The following is a 14,430-nucleotide window of genomic DNA, read 5'->3' on the forward strand; positions in this document are numbered from 1 at the left end:
CGTCGCATCGGGGTTCTTGAGCACCGTAGGGCGGTGCTCGGACCCGCCGCGCTGGGCGGGTGCGAGGCGGCGAAAGCCGGCAAAAATCTTACCGGCTCCGCCAATTCAACCGTGCTTACCGGGCCGGCACAGTGTCATCGACCCAGAGCTTTTCATAGGACTGGATCGCCATTTCCTGCGAGTTGGGCTGCACGCCGTGCAGCCAGGGCTGATAGGCCATGACCGCCTTGTTGTAGTTGAAGAACCACACCGGCGCCTCTTCCTGCAGAAGGTTGTTGGCCTTGCGCAGCAGGTCGTTCTTTTCGTCGTCCGTCGCAGCCTGACGCGCTGCTTCGATCAGCTTGTCGTAATCTGGATTGTTGAACTTCGTGTAGTTGCAGGAAGCCTGCGGCGTTTTGGAATGGAAGCAGCGCAGCGCCGTGAGCGAATCCGGTCCGCTTTCCTGCGACCACATGTAAGCCTGGAAGTCGCCGCCCGGCACGGCTTCGGACAGAACCGAGCTTTCCACCGGCTTGGCCTTCACCTTGATGCCGACCTTGTCGAGCATCGGAATGATGGCTTCCACGATGGTGAGGCCCCAGCTTTCGTTCTGCGTGGCCGTCAGTTCGAACTCGAAACCGTCCGGATAGCCGGCTTCGGCCAGCAGCGCCTTGGCCTTTTCCGGATCGTACGGATAGGGCTTGGCGTCCTTGTCATAGGCCGGCGATGATACCGGCAACCAGCCGGAAGCCCGATAGGCCTTGTCCTTGGCCAGCCGTTTGATGATCAGGTCGGAATCGATGGCGTAGTTGATCGCCTGCCGCACCCGCTTGTCCTGGAACGGCTTGAAATCGGGGCTGAAGCCGACATGGCGGGTATAGACTTCCGCCACCTCCATGATGTTGTTCGCCAGTTCCGGATCAGACTTGTAGGCGACATACTGCGCCGGCCCGAGAACCGAAACGTCGACCTCCTTGTTGCGGAAAGCCACGTCGCGGGCAGAGGCGTCGCCCATGATCATGATGTTGACCTTGTCGGCGTAGGGCTTGCCCGTGTCGTAATACTTGTCGTTCTTCACGACGCTGAGGCGCGAGCCCGGCACATATTCGGCGAACTTGTAGGGCCCGAGACCGACCGGATTGGTGAAGAAACCTTCCTTCTCGGCGGCGCCCACCGGATAGATCGCGGTGTAGTTCGGCATGAACTGGTAGCCCGGGTCGATCGGATCCGACAGCGTGATTTCCAGCGTGAAATCATCGATCTTCTTGAGCCCGGAAATTTCCTTGGCCTTGCCTTCGTTGTATTCGGTGGCGCCCTTGATGTTGCTGATGTACTGCGCCGCCGGATAGGCCTTCGCAGGGTCCATGATGCGCGTGTAAGTGTAGATGATGTCGTCGGCAGTCATCTGCTTGCCGTCGTGGAAATAGGCGTCCTGACGCAGCTTGTAGGTGTAGGTAAGCCTGTCGTCGGAAACCGAGACGTCGGTCGCGAGCTCTAGCACAGGCTTGCTCTCATTTGCGTCCCAGTCGTAAAGCGAGCGGTGGATGGCCTTGGCCCAGAATTCGTCCTGAACCTGCGCAGACGCATGGATGTCCAGCGACGAGAAACTGGAGCCATAGGGCGCGACGAAGTTGATGACGCCGCCCGAACGCGGTTCCTCGGCCGTCGCAAACGATGCGGCTCCGGCGAGCAAGGATGCCGAGAGCGTCGAGATAATTGCAAGTTTCTTGAGCATGTTTCCTCCCTTGATTTCTTCACGCGGCGGCCTCTGCCGACGCGATCCTCCCTTTCATGCGGCGCATCGTTCTCCCATCGATACGCCGGCATCCCAGCGGCCCGTTCGGCCCTGTAGCTATTGTCTTTCGAAAACCACCTCGCCGCCCCGCAGCGTCATCACGCACTGCATTTCGTTCAATATTTCCTTCGGCTTCGCAGTCAGCATGTTGCGCGAAAACACGGCGATGTCGGCCAACTGACCGGGCACAAGCCTACCCTTCACATGCTCCAGCTTCTGCGAGAAGGCGCCGTACTCGGTATAGACCTGCAGTGCTTCCTCGATGGAGACGCGCTCGCGCGCATCCATCACAGTGCCCTTCCAGGTTTCGCGGGTCACCATGCTGTAGATGTTGGGGAACGGGTTGGGATGGCAGACAGGGGCGTCGCTGCCCGTGGCCGGCTTGAAGCCGAGATCTTTCCAGGTCTTGAGCGGATAGCTCGACAGCGCCCGCTCTTCGCCCAGCACCGAGACATAGGCATCGCCGAAATCGTAGATGAATACCTGTTGCGGGCAGGGATAGATGCCCGCCTTCTGCATGCGCCGATGCTGCTCCTCGGTGGAGAAGCCGCAATGCTCGATGCGATGGCGGCGATCCGGATCGGGCATCGAGGCCAGCGCCTTCTCAAAGGCCGTGATGAGCTGGCCGATGGCCGCGTCGCCGATGGCGTGGCAGGCAAGCTGGTAGCCCTTGGCATGCGCATCCATGACAAGCTCTTCCAGATGCTCGTCGGTGAGGATTTGCACGCCGGTATTGTCGTCGTCGCCGAGATAGGGCCTGCTCATCCAGGCGGTGCGGCCCCCGGCCGAACCGTCGAGGAAGATCTTCACGGCGCCGACCTTGAGCATGTCGTCGCCGACACCCGACACCAGTCCCGCTTCGTAGCACTGCGGCACGATCGAGGTGCCCGGGTCACCCAGCAGCACCAGCCAGGTGCGTACCGGCAGCCGGCCGTTCAGCTTGGCGAGATTGTAGGCCCTGATCTCGTCGAAGCCGCCGACATGCCCCACCGCCGCATCCATAACGCTGGTTATGCCGTAGGAGAGCAACATGTTGCCGGCCGCCTCGATGGCGTCGATCATTTCCTCGGTGGTGGCCTGCGGGATCGCCTCGCGGATCAACCCTTGCGCGTTTTCGGCAACCATGCCGGTCAGCCCCCCGTTCTTTCGTTCGATCAGCCCGCCCTCGGGCACCGGCGTGCTCTCATCCACCCCGGCGCGCTCGAAAGCCCGCGAATTGAAGATCGAGACGTGGCCGCAGGCGCGCACCAGCATGACCGGATGGTCCGGCGCAGCCGCGTCGAGTTCCGATTTGTGCGGGTGGCGGCCAATGTCGAGCTTGGTCTGGTCGTATCCGCGCGCACGGATCCAGGTGCCGGGCGGAACGGCGGCGGCCTGCTCCTTGATTTGCTGCAGAAGGCTCTCAAGGGTCGGCGCCTTCTGCGGAGTAGCGTCCAACCAGCCGAGCGTCAGGCCGACCGAGATCAGATGCAGATGCGCATCGTTGAGGCCCGGCGTGGCGAACCGACCATCGAGATCTATGAGGCGGGTGCCCCTGCCCTTGAGCTTGAGGATTTCATCCTTCGATCCGCTGGCAAGAACCTTGCCTTGCCAGATCGCCAGCGCCTCGACCACTCCCTCCTCGTAGCCGCACCAGATTGAGCCATTGTGCAGGATTGTATCGGCCTGCAAAACCTGCCCTGCTGACATTCAGCAGTCCCCCCAGAAGTCACGCCGCGTTACGCAGAAAGTAACCTTCCATCATAACAAAACACAATCAAGTCGTTGAATCGCCGAAACCACGCCAAATTTTTGCGGGCTCGCCAATGACCGCCGCTGGCGCGGTTCTGGGGCGACGCAGAGATCCCGGGACGCGTTTGGGATGCACCCGATCTTCATGACTCTCCTTCGGTAACATCCTAGTGGAGCGCCACAGCACCTGTGGCAGCAACTTCGCTCCCAGCAACCGGGGCTTCTGTGTTCACGCTGACAACAACAGACATGCCCGGGGCTAGGCGCTCCGTCAGGTCCTGGTCGGGATCGATGGCAATCCGCACCGGCACACGTTGAGCCACCTTCGTGAAGTTGCCGGTGGCGTTGTCCGCCTTGAGCACACTAAACTCTGATCCTGCCGCCGGCGAGAACCGCTCGATGTGGCCGGAAAGGCCGGCATGCTCCAACGCGTCGACCGTGAAGATGACTGGCTGTCCCACCTTCATACCGGCGAGTTGGGTCTCATTGAAGTTGGCGACGACCCAGATCTTCTCCGGCACCACCGCCAGCAACTGCGTCCCTGCGGAGACGTATTGGCCAATCCGCGCTCCGACCTCGCCGAGGCGTCCGTCTTGCGGCGCCACGATCCTGGTGTTCTGCAGATCGATCTCGGCCAGGTGCATGGCAGCCTCGGCACCCTGGACCGCGGCTTGCAATGCCTGGCGGTTCACCAGGGTCGAGGCGAGATCCTGCCGGGCCACATCGAGAGCCGCCTGGGCTTGGCTCAGCGCGGCCTTGGCTTGGTCGAGGCCTGCACGGGCTTGGTCGGCATCCTTCTGTGTCGTGACACCGCGCGCCAGGAGAGGCCCGATCCGCTGCCAATTGGCCTGCGCCGCCCGTAACGCGGCCCGCGCGCCGTCGACCTGGGCTTGGCTCGATCTTATCCGGGCCTCATCCGAGCGGTGCTTCTGCTCGGAGTTGGCCAGGGCCGCCTTCTGGGCCGCCAGTGTTGCCTTCGCCTGCTGAAGCTTCTGCTCGTAAATGCGATTGTCGATGCTCACCAGCAACTGACCGGCCTTGATCTTCTGATAGTCCTGAACGGCAACCTCGTCGACATAGCCGTTGAGCTGCGGGCTGATGATGGTCACCTGTCCGCGCACATAGGCATTGTCGGTGGTCTGAACCGAGTTGGTGAACGGAGGCAGGCGCCATGCGTAGAGAACGAGCATGGCACCGGAAATGCCGATCAAAACGGCAACAAGGGTGGCGCCGGATCTAAGAAACTTCAGCATGTGGGCAATTCGAGAGAGTTGTTAAGCTGCGGAAGGTTGAAAAGTTGCGGCAAGTCGATTGCCTATGGCGACGACTGCCACGTGAACGACCAAAGCGGAGAGCGCGAAGGCCGCGAGCAAGGCAATGGCCAGAAAGGCATCGTTGTAGGCGAGGACGTTGGCCTCCCGCGTCACCTGCTGGTTGAGCAGGATCAGCCCTTGCGTCTTCATCAAGGTGCCGTCCGTGAGCAGGCGCCCATAAGCGACGGAGAGTTGCGCGATACGCTGGGCAACGACCGGGTCGGTCGGCATGATGTGCTCGGCCAAGGCCTGATAGTGAAATTTCGAGCGCCAGGTCACGAAGGTCCCGACAACGGCCGATCCGAGCGAACCGCCAATGCTCTGGGTGGTGAGAAAGACGATCACGAAGCTCAGGATATAGTTCGGCCCCTTCTTCAGGGCTGACATCAGGCCTGAGGCCAGCGCGGGCGGCAGGAACAGAGCCCCGGCGAATGCAATCAGCGCCTGGCTCAAATACATCTCGGCCGGACGGGTCAGGTTCGTCGCCTGGCTGTCCATGTAGGCGCCTGCTGCCAATAGCGAGAGGGCCACCATGTGGATTGCAGGCTCACGACCTGGCTTCATCACGGCCGCGCACGCCAACCCGCCCGCTATGGTCGTTGCCAGAATGATCCAGGACAGCGTCGCCATCTGGCCGTTCTGGAGACCGAGGATCTGAAAGAAGCCGAAGGCGCCGCTGGTCTGCTCGGACAGGACGATGCGGAAGATCAGCAAGGCAGCGGTGAAATGCAGGACTTCCCTGCTGGCAAGCCAGCGGATGTCCAGAAGCGGGTTCGCGCGGTTGAGTTCGATGACGGCGGCGCAGGTGACCGCAATAATAGCACCGAACAGCATGAGCCCGAGCCACGGAGCCTCGAACCACCAGTAGAAGCGGCCTACGGTCATCACCATCGCCGTCAGTCCGAAGCCAATGGCGATGAACAGATAGCTGACGACATCGAGGGGCTGGATGACCTTGGCCCGCGGCTGCGGGGCCAAGGGAAGCAGGTAAACGGCGGCGAAGGCCATCATGGCGATGGCGATCTCCATGACATGGAGCCCGTGCCACAGGTCGATGTCCAGGAGCGTGGGGGAGATAAGCCTCGCAACGGCCGGCGCGAGCGCCAGATTAGTCAGAGCGAGGCTGAGCCCGAGATTGAGCTTCTTTGCCTGCGGTAAAGGCTCCAGCATGTAGAGGAAGGCGAGCGCCGACAGCGGCGCGGCCACGACGCCGCTGAAGAAGCGCACGATGATCGCCGATCGCAGGTCGTCGACAAACAGATGCAGCACTGAAACGAGCAGGAAGGCCAGGATGGCCAACTCGGCAAAGTTGCGCAGGCCGAACTGGGTCCGGACCTTGATCAGGAGCAGCGAAAGGCTGGCATAGGGCGCCATGTAGGCCGCAACTAGCCACATCGCCTCGTTCGTGGTGGCGCCAAGCGCCCCCTGGACCTGCGGCAGGTTCGCCGAGACGAGGTTCATTCCGAGCCCCTGGGTCAAAGCCAGGAGCACCGAGGCTAGCATATAGCTGGCTGCCCGAAGCGGAGGCACGTGGACAGGCGCCGCCGCGGGTTGGGGCGGAGCCTGTGGCGCCTGTGGCTCCTGGTGCTCCGATGCTTCCGCAGAGGTCGCGACCTCCGCGACGTCGAGTTCAGGCGGCTCGGAGTCGAACTGGCGAGTGGCAGGCGCGGCGGTCATGCGGCATGCGTCTGGCAATCGGAAGCGATCGAAATCTTCCGGGCAATTGCACGAATGGTCTCGGCGGCCGCGATCAGTTCGGCTTCCGGAATGTCGGCAAGTACCTCCTCGCGGAGTTCATTGGCGAGCCGGGTGACCTCCGCAGCGAGGGTGTGACCGTCCTTCGTCAGGACGATCTGCTTGGCGCGTCGATCTCCTTCCACTGGCCTGCGCTCGATCAGCCCTTGGGATTCAAGCCCGTCGAGCAGGCGGACGAGTGTCGGGCCTTCGACTTCGAGGAACTCTGCGAGTTCCGTCTGGGTCATGCCGTCCCTTCGGGCGATGTGCATCAGGGTGCGGGCTCGACCAAGCGTCAGTCCCTTCGCCCTAACGCGGGCATCGAAGAGGGTCCTCAACTTGCGGCCAGTGACCGACAACTCTTCCAGGAGTTCCGCCCGCAGCGCAGCCAATGTATTTTGCGTAGTCGCCATATTGATAGGTAGCTATGAATATGAGCGCTATTTAGCATTGGCATGAGAAAATCGCAAGAGGACCGGGAATGGCCTCAGCAGGATCCCTTGGGGGTGGTAAGCGCGACGAGGCAATTGAGACGTTCAGAGCCCGATGGACGATGACACCGCTTCGATAGCAGCACCTTCTTGAACACTCGCGCGGTGACCAAAGCCCAGCGCCGGCGCACGAGACGCCGCCGATGCTTAGGCAATTGCCGCTGTCCTGGTCAGTTCGGAGCGCCGATTCCTCGGTTCAATGCTACACCTGCGGCTTGAGCGCTCAGCAGGAGCGATTGGGCCGTCGTGGATTGGATCAATAGGTCCTGACGCCCGACGGATGAATCAACAGACCCTCAAGCAATAGGCTGCGTAGCATCCCTGCCCTTTCCCTGCGCTCCTGCGTGGTGCCGCCCGACAGCATGGCGCCGCCCATCGCCTGCTGCATGACCACAAACGTCTCTACCCGTACGTCAGGTCGCATTACCCCCGCCCGGATGGCACTTTGCGCAGCTCTGAAAAGTATTTCCGCGACTTCCCGTCGATCGGTCTGGAAATTGTCGCTGCTTTGGCGCTCCTTCTGTACCGCCTCGGCTAGTCCCCCATTGCGGACATACAATTCGAGTTTCAGATCAAAGAGTTCTACGAAGTCACCGGGTTGGCCCGTCTGGTTGGCGGCGACGGTACGGAAATGCTGTAGATTCTGCTCGAAGAGCGCAGCAGCCAGATCCATCCGGGTGGAGAAATTGCGGAGGACAGTCGTTCGCCCTACCCCTGCCGCAGCAGCAATCTCTGCCATGGAGACATCAAAGCCACGTTCGGCGAACAGGCGCGAGGCCGCATCGAGAACCTGTGACCGGTTTCTGGCCGCATCGGCGCGCAGGGTGCGCTCGGTCATCTGTTCAAGATCGCTCAAACTTATCGCCTCACTCGATCGTTGATGCCGCCCCGTTCATAGCTATTGTATCCAGTTGCCAATCGACAAGTTGCGGGAAAATTGTCGCTGCGCCTCAGCGCCTCACCGCTGGCGTCTCAATCGCCAGTCCATTGCCGAGGGACCTCAGATAGAGTTCCAATTCCACGGCCATCTGCGACCCCTCCGCGAGCGGCTCTGCCCGGACAGCGTCATTGCACCAGGCGATCATTCGGCCGACAGACCCCATATCCTGCCACAACTGACGGTATATCGGGAAGCCGTTCACCTGGCCCTGGCTGATGGGCTCGCCCCGCAGGCGGCTTCCGACCTGGTCGACGTGGCAGTTCGAACAGGCGAGGTTCAACTGACCACGCCGCGTTTCGTAGTACGCCTTTCCGCGTCGATACGCGCTTGCTGCGGGACCGTCAGTCGCGACCGACATCGGGAGGCCGCGGGATTGGTGCATGACCAATGCCGACAAGGAAACGAGCTCCTGAGAACTGTACCCGAACGGATCGGCTTGTTGCCGTTCAGCGCGACACTGGTTGACCTGTTGCTCAAGGCTGATGACACGGCCTTCCGTCTGCGACCATTGCGGGTAGCGGGTGCCTACTCCGCGCATGGCCTCGGGAGCTCCGTGACAGTTCTGGCAACTCGTCCCGTTGCCAGCAGGCTCGTCCCAGAGCTTTCCCCCAAGTTCGACCCAAAGCATGCCGGGGTTTGCGAAGTCGTCATCCTGCAAGGCCTGCGTCTCGGGAAGCAGGAACTGGTAGCCCGAGACCGGCGGGGTCTCCTGGGCAGGTGCGCTACCGGCGATGGCGGCGAGCGAGGCAGCGACGGCCAGCGCGAGGCGTTTCATTTCACCGTCAACAGCGCTTCGGCAACGGTTTTCTCGCCATGCTGATCGACCCAGGCAAACTCCACCTTTCCGGTCCTGAGAGCGCGGAGGCGGAAGGAAAAGTACGGGTTGGCGGAGATGCCGGGCTCGAGGCGCACATGCACGACCTCTTCGTCGAGATACGTGCACGTGAAGTCGGTCACGATATCGACCGGGATGAGCGTCCCTTGCGTCGTATAGGTGAAGCCATTGTCCATCGGATGCATGATCATCGCACGGATTTCGACGATGTCTCCCGCCGCTGCCGTCTCGGGCACCCGGATTCGCGTGTTTCGCATCGCTCAGTATCTTCCGGGCAAGGTCGTGCAGGCGCCCACGACCACGCGGACGCTCTGCCTGGAGGTGATCAGTTTGCCGTCCTCCAGTTCGGCCACGCAAACGACGTCCTGCGTCGAGGCCAGCCGGATGTTGGTGGTAATCCTCGCATCCGCCGCCATCGGACCGAAGCTGGCGACGCAGACCATGGGTCGGGGGTTCATTTCGGCGAAGACCGCCAGTCGCCTGACGCGGCCAAATGCCTGGGTCTCGCAGGAGACCGTCAACGGCACCGAGTTTCCCGTTTCGGCAAGCGCCGGCAACTCCAGCTTGATCGGTCCTTCGGCGATGGGGCGATCGCCGAACACCGAGACGATGCTCTCGGCAACCTCGGACGGCGTGGCGGAAACCGGAAGCGGCAGGAACGTTGCTGCGAGACCGAGCAATGTCTCCCTGCGCGATAACGCAATCATGCAGTGCTCTTCCTTCTCACCTCAGGCTCGACAGATAGGCGACGATGTCGGCGACTTCACCGGCAGTCAGGATCGGGCGTCCTCGGTAGCGCTTGTCCACATCGGCCAAGCCCTTGATCGATCCATAGGGCGGCATGATCGTCTCGGGATTCATGGCCCGTGCATCCACGATCTGCGCCCGCAATTCGGCTGGAGTGAGCCTTGCCCCGACCCCTTCCAGCGAAGGTCCGATATTGCCCTGCGCCTCATCCGGCAGTCCTATTCCGGGGACGAGATGGCATATCGAACAGTTTCCCTTCTCCGACGCGCGCATCAGTTCCAGTCCGCGTCCGGCGTCTTGCGCTGCCGCCGGATCGGCAAAGCCAAGGCTGCCAATCGTCGCCAGGGTCAGCCAAAGATTTCCGAGGTGATGGTATCGTACCATGACTTTGCGTGGGCGGCTTCCGCAGCATGAGCTTGAGCGCCTGCCGCGAGAGCTGTAATCCGTCCTTCGGCCTGCAACAACGTCACCTTCTCCGGTCCCTGGATAAAGACATCGGCGACCGAGAAACCATAATCCGGCGCGGCAAGGCTATAGCAGACGTTGATCAGCTTGGTGGGGTTGACCGCCCTCCCCTCCAGTCGAGCAAGGATCGAAGCGGCACACGCCTTGGCCTGCACATTGGCGGAGAAACCGGACTTGGGCATGTCGCCCTGAAGGGCAGCATCGCCGAGTATGTAGACGTCCTTGACCAATCTGGACTCGAAGCCGAGCGGCTCCACCGGGCACCAGCCAAGACCTTCATCCAGACCAGCGTCGATCAGGATACGGGCAGCGGTCTGCGGCGGGATCACGTTGGCAACGTCGGCGGTGACATCGTCAAATCCGGTCGAGATTCGGCGCGTCGCGGCATCGACCGCAACAACCGCGCCCGAGGCACTGCCTGGAACCCGCTCGATCATGCCGGGATAGAGCGCCTCCCAGGCTTCCTCGAACAGCGGCTGTTTCGAAAAACTGTCCTGCGCGTCAAGGACAAGGATTTTCGAGGCCGGCTTGTGATGCATCAGATAGTGCGCGATCAGGCTGATGCGCTCGTAGGGACCGGGTGGACAGCGGAACGGCGGCGCCGGGATGCTCACCACCACCAACCCGCCATCGTCCATGGCGGTCAGCTGGTCCCGAAGAATTTGCGTTTGCCGACCGGCTTTCCAAGCGTGGGGCAAAAGTTCGGCCGCTTCGGGCGACATTCCCTCGATCGCCGACCATTTGAAGTCGATGCCGGGAGCGAGCACCAACACATCGCCGGATATCCGCGACCCGTCGGCAAGCACGACGGTCTTGCGCTCCGGCTCTATCGCCGCGGCATCGGACCGTATCAATTCGATCCCGTCGGCGCGCAAGCCATCGGTGGAGAAACCCACCCGGTCGAGCGCCCACATGCCGCCCAGCACGCCGTTGGAGAACGGACAGGTGTAGACAACGGACTCCCGCTCGATCAGCGTCACCGACAAAGTCGGCGCCGCACGCTTCAAGGCTCGCGCCAGCGTTCCGCCGCCAAAACCGCCACCAAGAATGACGACGCGCGGAGCAGTGCGGGCATGCAGCAGCGAGGGCGCAAACGGCGCGGCCAGCAGGCCGCTGACGAAGCTTCGCCGGGCGATCGTCAAGGCTCCATCCTCGCGAAATGACCGGCAAGAGCTTTCAATTCGTCGTCGTCGTAAGCACGCAGGATTCTGGGCATGATCGTGACCCCTTCATGGGGCTCCTTCAACGCTCGCATCTGCTCCAGCAATTCACTCTTGTCGCGACCTGCAAGCGGGGGAATGGTTTCGCCACCGCCCCCGTTCAGCCCATGGCATGAGCCACAGGCCATGGCCAACTGTGCACCAGCATCTTGCGCCTGCACTTGGCCCGCCTGGCCGAAGAAGGCAAATGCAAGCATCGTCAGGAACTGGAAATGCAGAGATTTGGGCTGCACTTAAGGCACTCCCTCCGACCAAACTGATCAGGCCGCTGGACCAAACGCGTGGCTTCCATATCCACATAAGTGGACCACCACGTCCGTTTCTACTTGCCAGCCAATTGCCAAAAGATCAATATGCGTGCCGATCGCGGAGGGAGGCTCTGCGCGATCGCTGACGCGCGGGGGCGCGGATTTCCTGAGAGGTTGCTATGGCATTCACCTTGAATATCAACGGCACGGATATGGAGGTGGAGGCGGCACCAGAGACGCCGCTGCTCTGGGCCCTCCGTGATCATCTCGGGCTGACTGGCACCAAGTTCGGCTGCGGCATAGCGCAGTGCGGGGCCTGTACCGTCCATGTCGACGGAGTGGCGATGCGCTCGTGCCAGTTTCCGGTTGAAGCAGCCGTCGGCAGCCAGATCACGACGGTCGAGGGGCTCGACCAGGACGGGCAGCATGTGCTGCAGAAGGTCTGGACTGAAATGAATGTGCCGCAATGCGGCTACTGCCAGTCCGGCATGCTGATGGCGGTAGCGTCGCTTCTGAACGACATTCCAGAGCCGACCGACGCCGACATCGATCTTTATGTCGATAACATCTGCCGCTGCGGGACCTATCCCCGCGTTCGCGCCGCCATTCACAAGGCGGCCGAGTTGATGAAAGCGTGAAGAGGGCGAGATGACCGAACGTTTTAAGCTTTCTCGCCGTGGTTTCATCACGGCTATGCTCGGCGCAGGTGGGGCGCTGGTCATGGGGTTGAGCCGGCCGGCGGTGGCTGCCACCGTCAATGCCGAGCCTTGGGACAGTTTTGGCGAGGCCACGAGCTTCACGCCCTGGCTGCGCATGGACAATGACGGCAAGGTCACCGTCTACGTCACGCACCCAGACATCGGTAACGGTCCGCTGACACAGGCCTGCGCCTATGTCCGGGAGGAACTGGCCTGCCGCTGGGAAGACATCCGCGCCGAATATGCCGCCCCCGAAAGAAACGAGGCTCTGGGTGGCGTCTATTCTGAGGTTGGCGGCGCGCTGGCCTATTTCTCAGGCCGCTCGACCTCCGAGCCGCGTCGTACCGCCTACATGACCGCCGCTGCAGGAGCGCGCGAACGTCTGAAGAGCGCCGCCGGCGAAGCATGGGGCGTGGCCTCCGCCGAGATCACCGTCAGCGAGGGCATGCTATCGCACTCGTCGGGCCGGTCGGCCCCGTTCACCGAGTTCCTTTCAGTTGCCGCCGCTGTCACGCTGGCAGAGGAACCGAAGCCGAAGACCCGCGAGGAGTGGACCTTCCTTACCAAGGTCGATCCCGCAAAGATCCAGATTCCCGAGATCGTCACCGGCAAGGCCATCTACGGCATGGATATTCGTGTGCCCGGAATGGTCTATGCCGCGCTGCGCCAGTCTCCAGTGATGGGCGGCACGCTCGTCAGCTACGATTTCGAAGCGATCCGGCACATGCCTGGCGTCCGCGCCGTGGTCGAGGTCAAGCCGACCGAGCCGGGCGAACCGGACAAGATGAAGGCTGTCTTTCCGCTCGGCCCATCAGCCGTCCCCGCCGCAGTGGCGGTGATCGCCGACCATTACTGGCAGGCTCGCACCGCCTTGGACGCGTTGCCGGTCGTTTGGGATGACGGTCCGGGGGCCAAATGGGCCAACACCGAGATGATGAACGACGCGGCGATGGGAGCCGCGCGCAAGGCGGGCGACAACATCGAATTGTCCGTCGGCGACGTCGAGGCCGAGTTCAAGAAGGGCGGCAAGATCCTTGAGGCGGAATACCTGACACCCTACTGCGATCAGGTGCAGATGGAGCCGCTTAACTGCACCGTAAAGGTGGACAAGGACAGCGTCGAAGTCTGGACCCCGTCGCAGCACACGCAGCAGGTGTTCGTCGTCACCGTGCAGGAAACCGGCGTGGCGCCGGAGAAGGTCAAGGTTCATCAGACGTTCGTAGGCGGCGGGTTCGGACGCCGGGTCTACGGCGATGACTCACGTGTCGCGGTTGCGGTGGCCAAGGGTTATCCGGGCGTGCCGGTCCACGTCATCTGGAGCCGCGAGGAATCGGTGCGCCAGGGGCGTTATCGCCCGCTGATGGGAGCCCATCTCAAGGCGCGCCTCGGGGAAGATGGTTTGCCTTCGGCGCTGCTTGCGCGCGTGGCCGGCGGCCCGGGCTTCTTCACGAGGGGGCTTGCCGATACGGCTCTGCCGCTGGTCCTGCCGAACGTACAGATCGAAAGTTCGGTGGTGCGCGACTTCCACATCAAGACCGGACCATTGCGCGGGCCGGGTTTCAACTCGAATTGCTTCTTCCTGGAAAGCTTCCTGGACGATATGGCGCGCGCTGCCGGAGAGGACCCGCTCGACTATCGCATTCGCATCTACGAGAAGTGGGAAGACGAAGGCTGGGTCAAGATCCTCAAGGTGCTGAAGGAGAAGTCCGGCTGGGGCAGCCCGCTGCCCAAGGGTCAAGCCCGCGGCGTCGCGATCGGCAACTGGGGCATGGGCGGAAAACCGCACCACGGCACGACCCTGGGATCGGTCGTTCACGCCGAGGTCTCCAACTCTGGAAAGCTCAAGGTGCATCGCATCGATGTCGCTTTCGACACCGGCCGGGTGATGAACAAGGATGCCGTGCAGGTACAGTTGGAAGGAGGCGCGATCTTTGGCCTGAATCTCGCGCTCAACGAGAAGCTCAACGTCGAGCATGGACGGATCGTCGAAGGCAATTACGACGAGTATCCGGTGATCCGGATGGGCGACACTCCGGAGATTCACGTCCATTTCGAGGCGCTCACCGACCACGAACGTTACGATGAGATCGGCGAACCACCGGTCGGTCCCGTCGGCCCCGCGCTGGCCAATGCGATCTTCGAGATCACCGGCAAGCGCCTGCGTACGCAGCCTTTCCGGGAGCATGATCTGAGTTGGGGAGGTGGCGTCTGAGACGCCGCTTTCGCGAGGGACA

At 62.2% G+C, this 14,430-nt stretch carries 14 protein-coding genes; 2 read left to right on the forward strand and 12 right to left on the reverse strand.

Translation table 11 applies throughout. The features are described from left to right. Positions 1–115: 115 nt before the first annotated feature. From HUI96_RS01035 to HUI96_RS01090, 12 genes are all read right to left on the reverse strand, one after another. Entirely contained in the window at positions 116–1,714 is a 1,599-nt protein-coding gene (locus HUI96_RS01035; protein WP_188252769.1) for an ABC transporter substrate-binding protein, read from the reverse strand. A gap of 117 nt (positions 1,715–1,831) precedes the next feature. Next, complete coding sequence (locus tag HUI96_RS01040; RefSeq protein WP_188252770.1) at positions 1,832–3,463, reverse strand: amidohydrolase; 1,632 nt, start codon at positions 3,461–3,463, stop codon at positions 1,832–1,834. A gap of 209 nt (positions 3,464–3,672) precedes the next feature. Further along, positions 3,673–4,758: an HlyD family secretion protein gene (locus tag HUI96_RS01045; protein WP_188252771.1), complete on the reverse strand. Its 1,086-nt coding sequence runs from the start codon at positions 4,756–4,758 to the stop codon at positions 3,673–3,675. 21 nt (positions 4,759–4,779) lie between these two features. Next, on the reverse strand, positions 4,780–6,321 hold the full coding sequence (locus tag HUI96_RS01050; protein WP_188253168.1) for an MFS transporter: 1,542 nt from the start codon (positions 6,319–6,321) through the stop codon (positions 4,780–4,782). 170 nt (positions 6,322–6,491) lie between these two features. Continuing rightward, positions 6,492–6,944 (reverse strand): MarR family winged helix-turn-helix transcriptional regulator, encoded by a 453-nt coding sequence (locus tag HUI96_RS01055; RefSeq protein ID WP_425299177.1) that lies wholly within the window; start codon positions 6,942–6,944, stop codon positions 6,492–6,494. 355 nt (positions 6,945–7,299) lie between these two features. Then, the gene (locus HUI96_RS01060) at positions 7,300–7,899 is read right to left on the reverse strand and encodes a TetR/AcrR family transcriptional regulator (protein ID WP_188252773.1); all 600 of its coding nucleotides are present in this window, start codon (positions 7,897–7,899) and stop codon (positions 7,300–7,302) included. A gap of 94 nt (positions 7,900–7,993) precedes the next feature. Then, positions 7,994–8,758: a sulfur oxidation c-type cytochrome SoxA gene (soxA, locus tag HUI96_RS01065; protein WP_188252774.1), complete on the reverse strand. Its 765-nt coding sequence runs from the start codon at positions 8,756–8,758 to the stop codon at positions 7,994–7,996. Then, entirely contained in the window at positions 8,755–9,075 is a 321-nt protein-coding gene (gene soxZ, locus HUI96_RS01070; protein WP_188252775.1) for a thiosulfate oxidation carrier complex protein SoxZ, read from the reverse strand. The genes soxA and soxZ overlap by 4 nt, the downstream gene beginning before the upstream one ends. 3 nt (positions 9,076–9,078) lie before the next feature. After that, the gene (locus tag HUI96_RS01075; protein WP_188252776.1) at positions 9,079–9,525 is read right to left on the reverse strand and encodes a thiosulfate oxidation carrier protein SoxY; all 447 of its coding nucleotides are present in this window, start codon (positions 9,523–9,525) and stop codon (positions 9,079–9,081) included. 16 nt (positions 9,526–9,541) lie between these two features. Then, positions 9,542–9,949: a sulfur oxidation c-type cytochrome SoxX gene (soxX, locus tag HUI96_RS01080; protein ID WP_188252777.1), complete on the reverse strand. Its 408-nt coding sequence runs from the start codon at positions 9,947–9,949 to the stop codon at positions 9,542–9,544. Beyond that, positions 9,913–11,172: an FCSD flavin-binding domain-containing protein gene (locus tag HUI96_RS01085; RefSeq protein ID WP_210319986.1), complete on the reverse strand. Its 1,260-nt coding sequence runs from the start codon at positions 11,170–11,172 to the stop codon at positions 9,913–9,915. Before HUI96_RS01085 ends, soxX begins: the two co-directional genes overlap by 37 nt. Beyond that, positions 11,169–11,483 carry a c-type cytochrome gene (locus HUI96_RS01090; protein WP_188252778.1) on the reverse strand — a complete coding sequence of 105 codons (315 nt, stop codon included), beginning with the start codon at positions 11,481–11,483 and terminating at the stop codon, positions 11,169–11,171. Before HUI96_RS01090 ends, HUI96_RS01085 begins: the two co-directional genes overlap by 4 nt. 194 nt (positions 11,484–11,677) lie before the next feature. Here HUI96_RS01090 and HUI96_RS01095 point away from each other — a divergent pair, with 194 nt between their 5' ends. Further along, positions 11,678–12,136, forward strand: a complete 459-nt coding sequence (locus HUI96_RS01095) for a (2Fe-2S)-binding protein (protein ID WP_188252779.1) — start codon at positions 11,678–11,680, stop codon at positions 12,134–12,136. Positions 12,137–12,146: 10 nt separating this feature from the next. After that, positions 12,147–14,408 (forward strand): xanthine dehydrogenase family protein molybdopterin-binding subunit, encoded by a 2,262-nt coding sequence (locus HUI96_RS01100; protein WP_188252780.1) that lies wholly within the window; start codon positions 12,147–12,149, stop codon positions 14,406–14,408. Positions 14,409–14,430 lie beyond the last annotated feature (22 nt).

Source organism: Pseudaminobacter soli (ex Zhang et al. 2022) (assembly GCF_014595955.1).
In the GTDB taxonomy this organism is placed as follows: domain Bacteria; phylum Pseudomonadota; class Alphaproteobacteria; order Rhizobiales; family Rhizobiaceae; genus Kumtagia; species Kumtagia pseudosoli.

What these genes read in the sequence shown, in the direction of transcription:
- HUI96_RS01075 (WP_188252776.1), bottom strand. Translation starts at nt 9,525, where the DNA reads ATGATTGCGTTATCGCGCAGGGAGACATTGCTCGGTCTCGCAGCAACG.
- HUI96_RS01045 (WP_188252771.1), bottom strand. Translation starts at nt 4,758, where the DNA reads ATGCTGAAGTTTCTTAGATCCGGCGCCACCCTTGTTGCCGTTTTGATC.
- HUI96_RS01100 (WP_188252780.1), top strand. Translation starts at nt 12,147, where the DNA reads ATGACCGAACGTTTTAAGCTTTCTCGCCGTGGTTTCATCACGGCTATG.
- HUI96_RS01095 (WP_188252779.1), top strand. Translation starts at nt 11,678, where the DNA reads ATGGCATTCACCTTGAATATCAACGGCACGGATATGGAGGTGGAGGCG.
- HUI96_RS01035 (WP_188252769.1), bottom strand. Translation starts at nt 1,714, where the DNA reads ATGCTCAAGAAACTTGCAATTATCTCGACGCTCTCGGCATCCTTGCTC.
- soxZ (WP_188252775.1), bottom strand. Translation starts at nt 9,075, where the DNA reads ATGCGAAACACGCGAATCCGGGTGCCCGAGACGGCAGCGGCGGGAGAC.
- HUI96_RS01040 (WP_188252770.1), bottom strand. Translation starts at nt 3,463, where the DNA reads ATGTCAGCAGGGCAGGTTTTGCAGGCCGATACAATCCTGCACAATGGC.
- soxA (WP_188252774.1), bottom strand. Translation starts at nt 8,758, where the DNA reads ATGAAACGCCTCGCGCTGGCCGTCGCTGCCTCGCTCGCCGCCATCGCC.
- HUI96_RS01050 (WP_188253168.1), bottom strand. Translation starts at nt 6,321, where the DNA reads ATGCTAGCCTCGGTGCTCCTGGCTTTGACCCAGGGGCTCGGAATGAAC.
- soxX (WP_188252777.1), bottom strand. Translation starts at nt 9,949, where the DNA reads ATGGTACGATACCATCACCTCGGAAATCTTTGGCTGACCCTGGCGACG.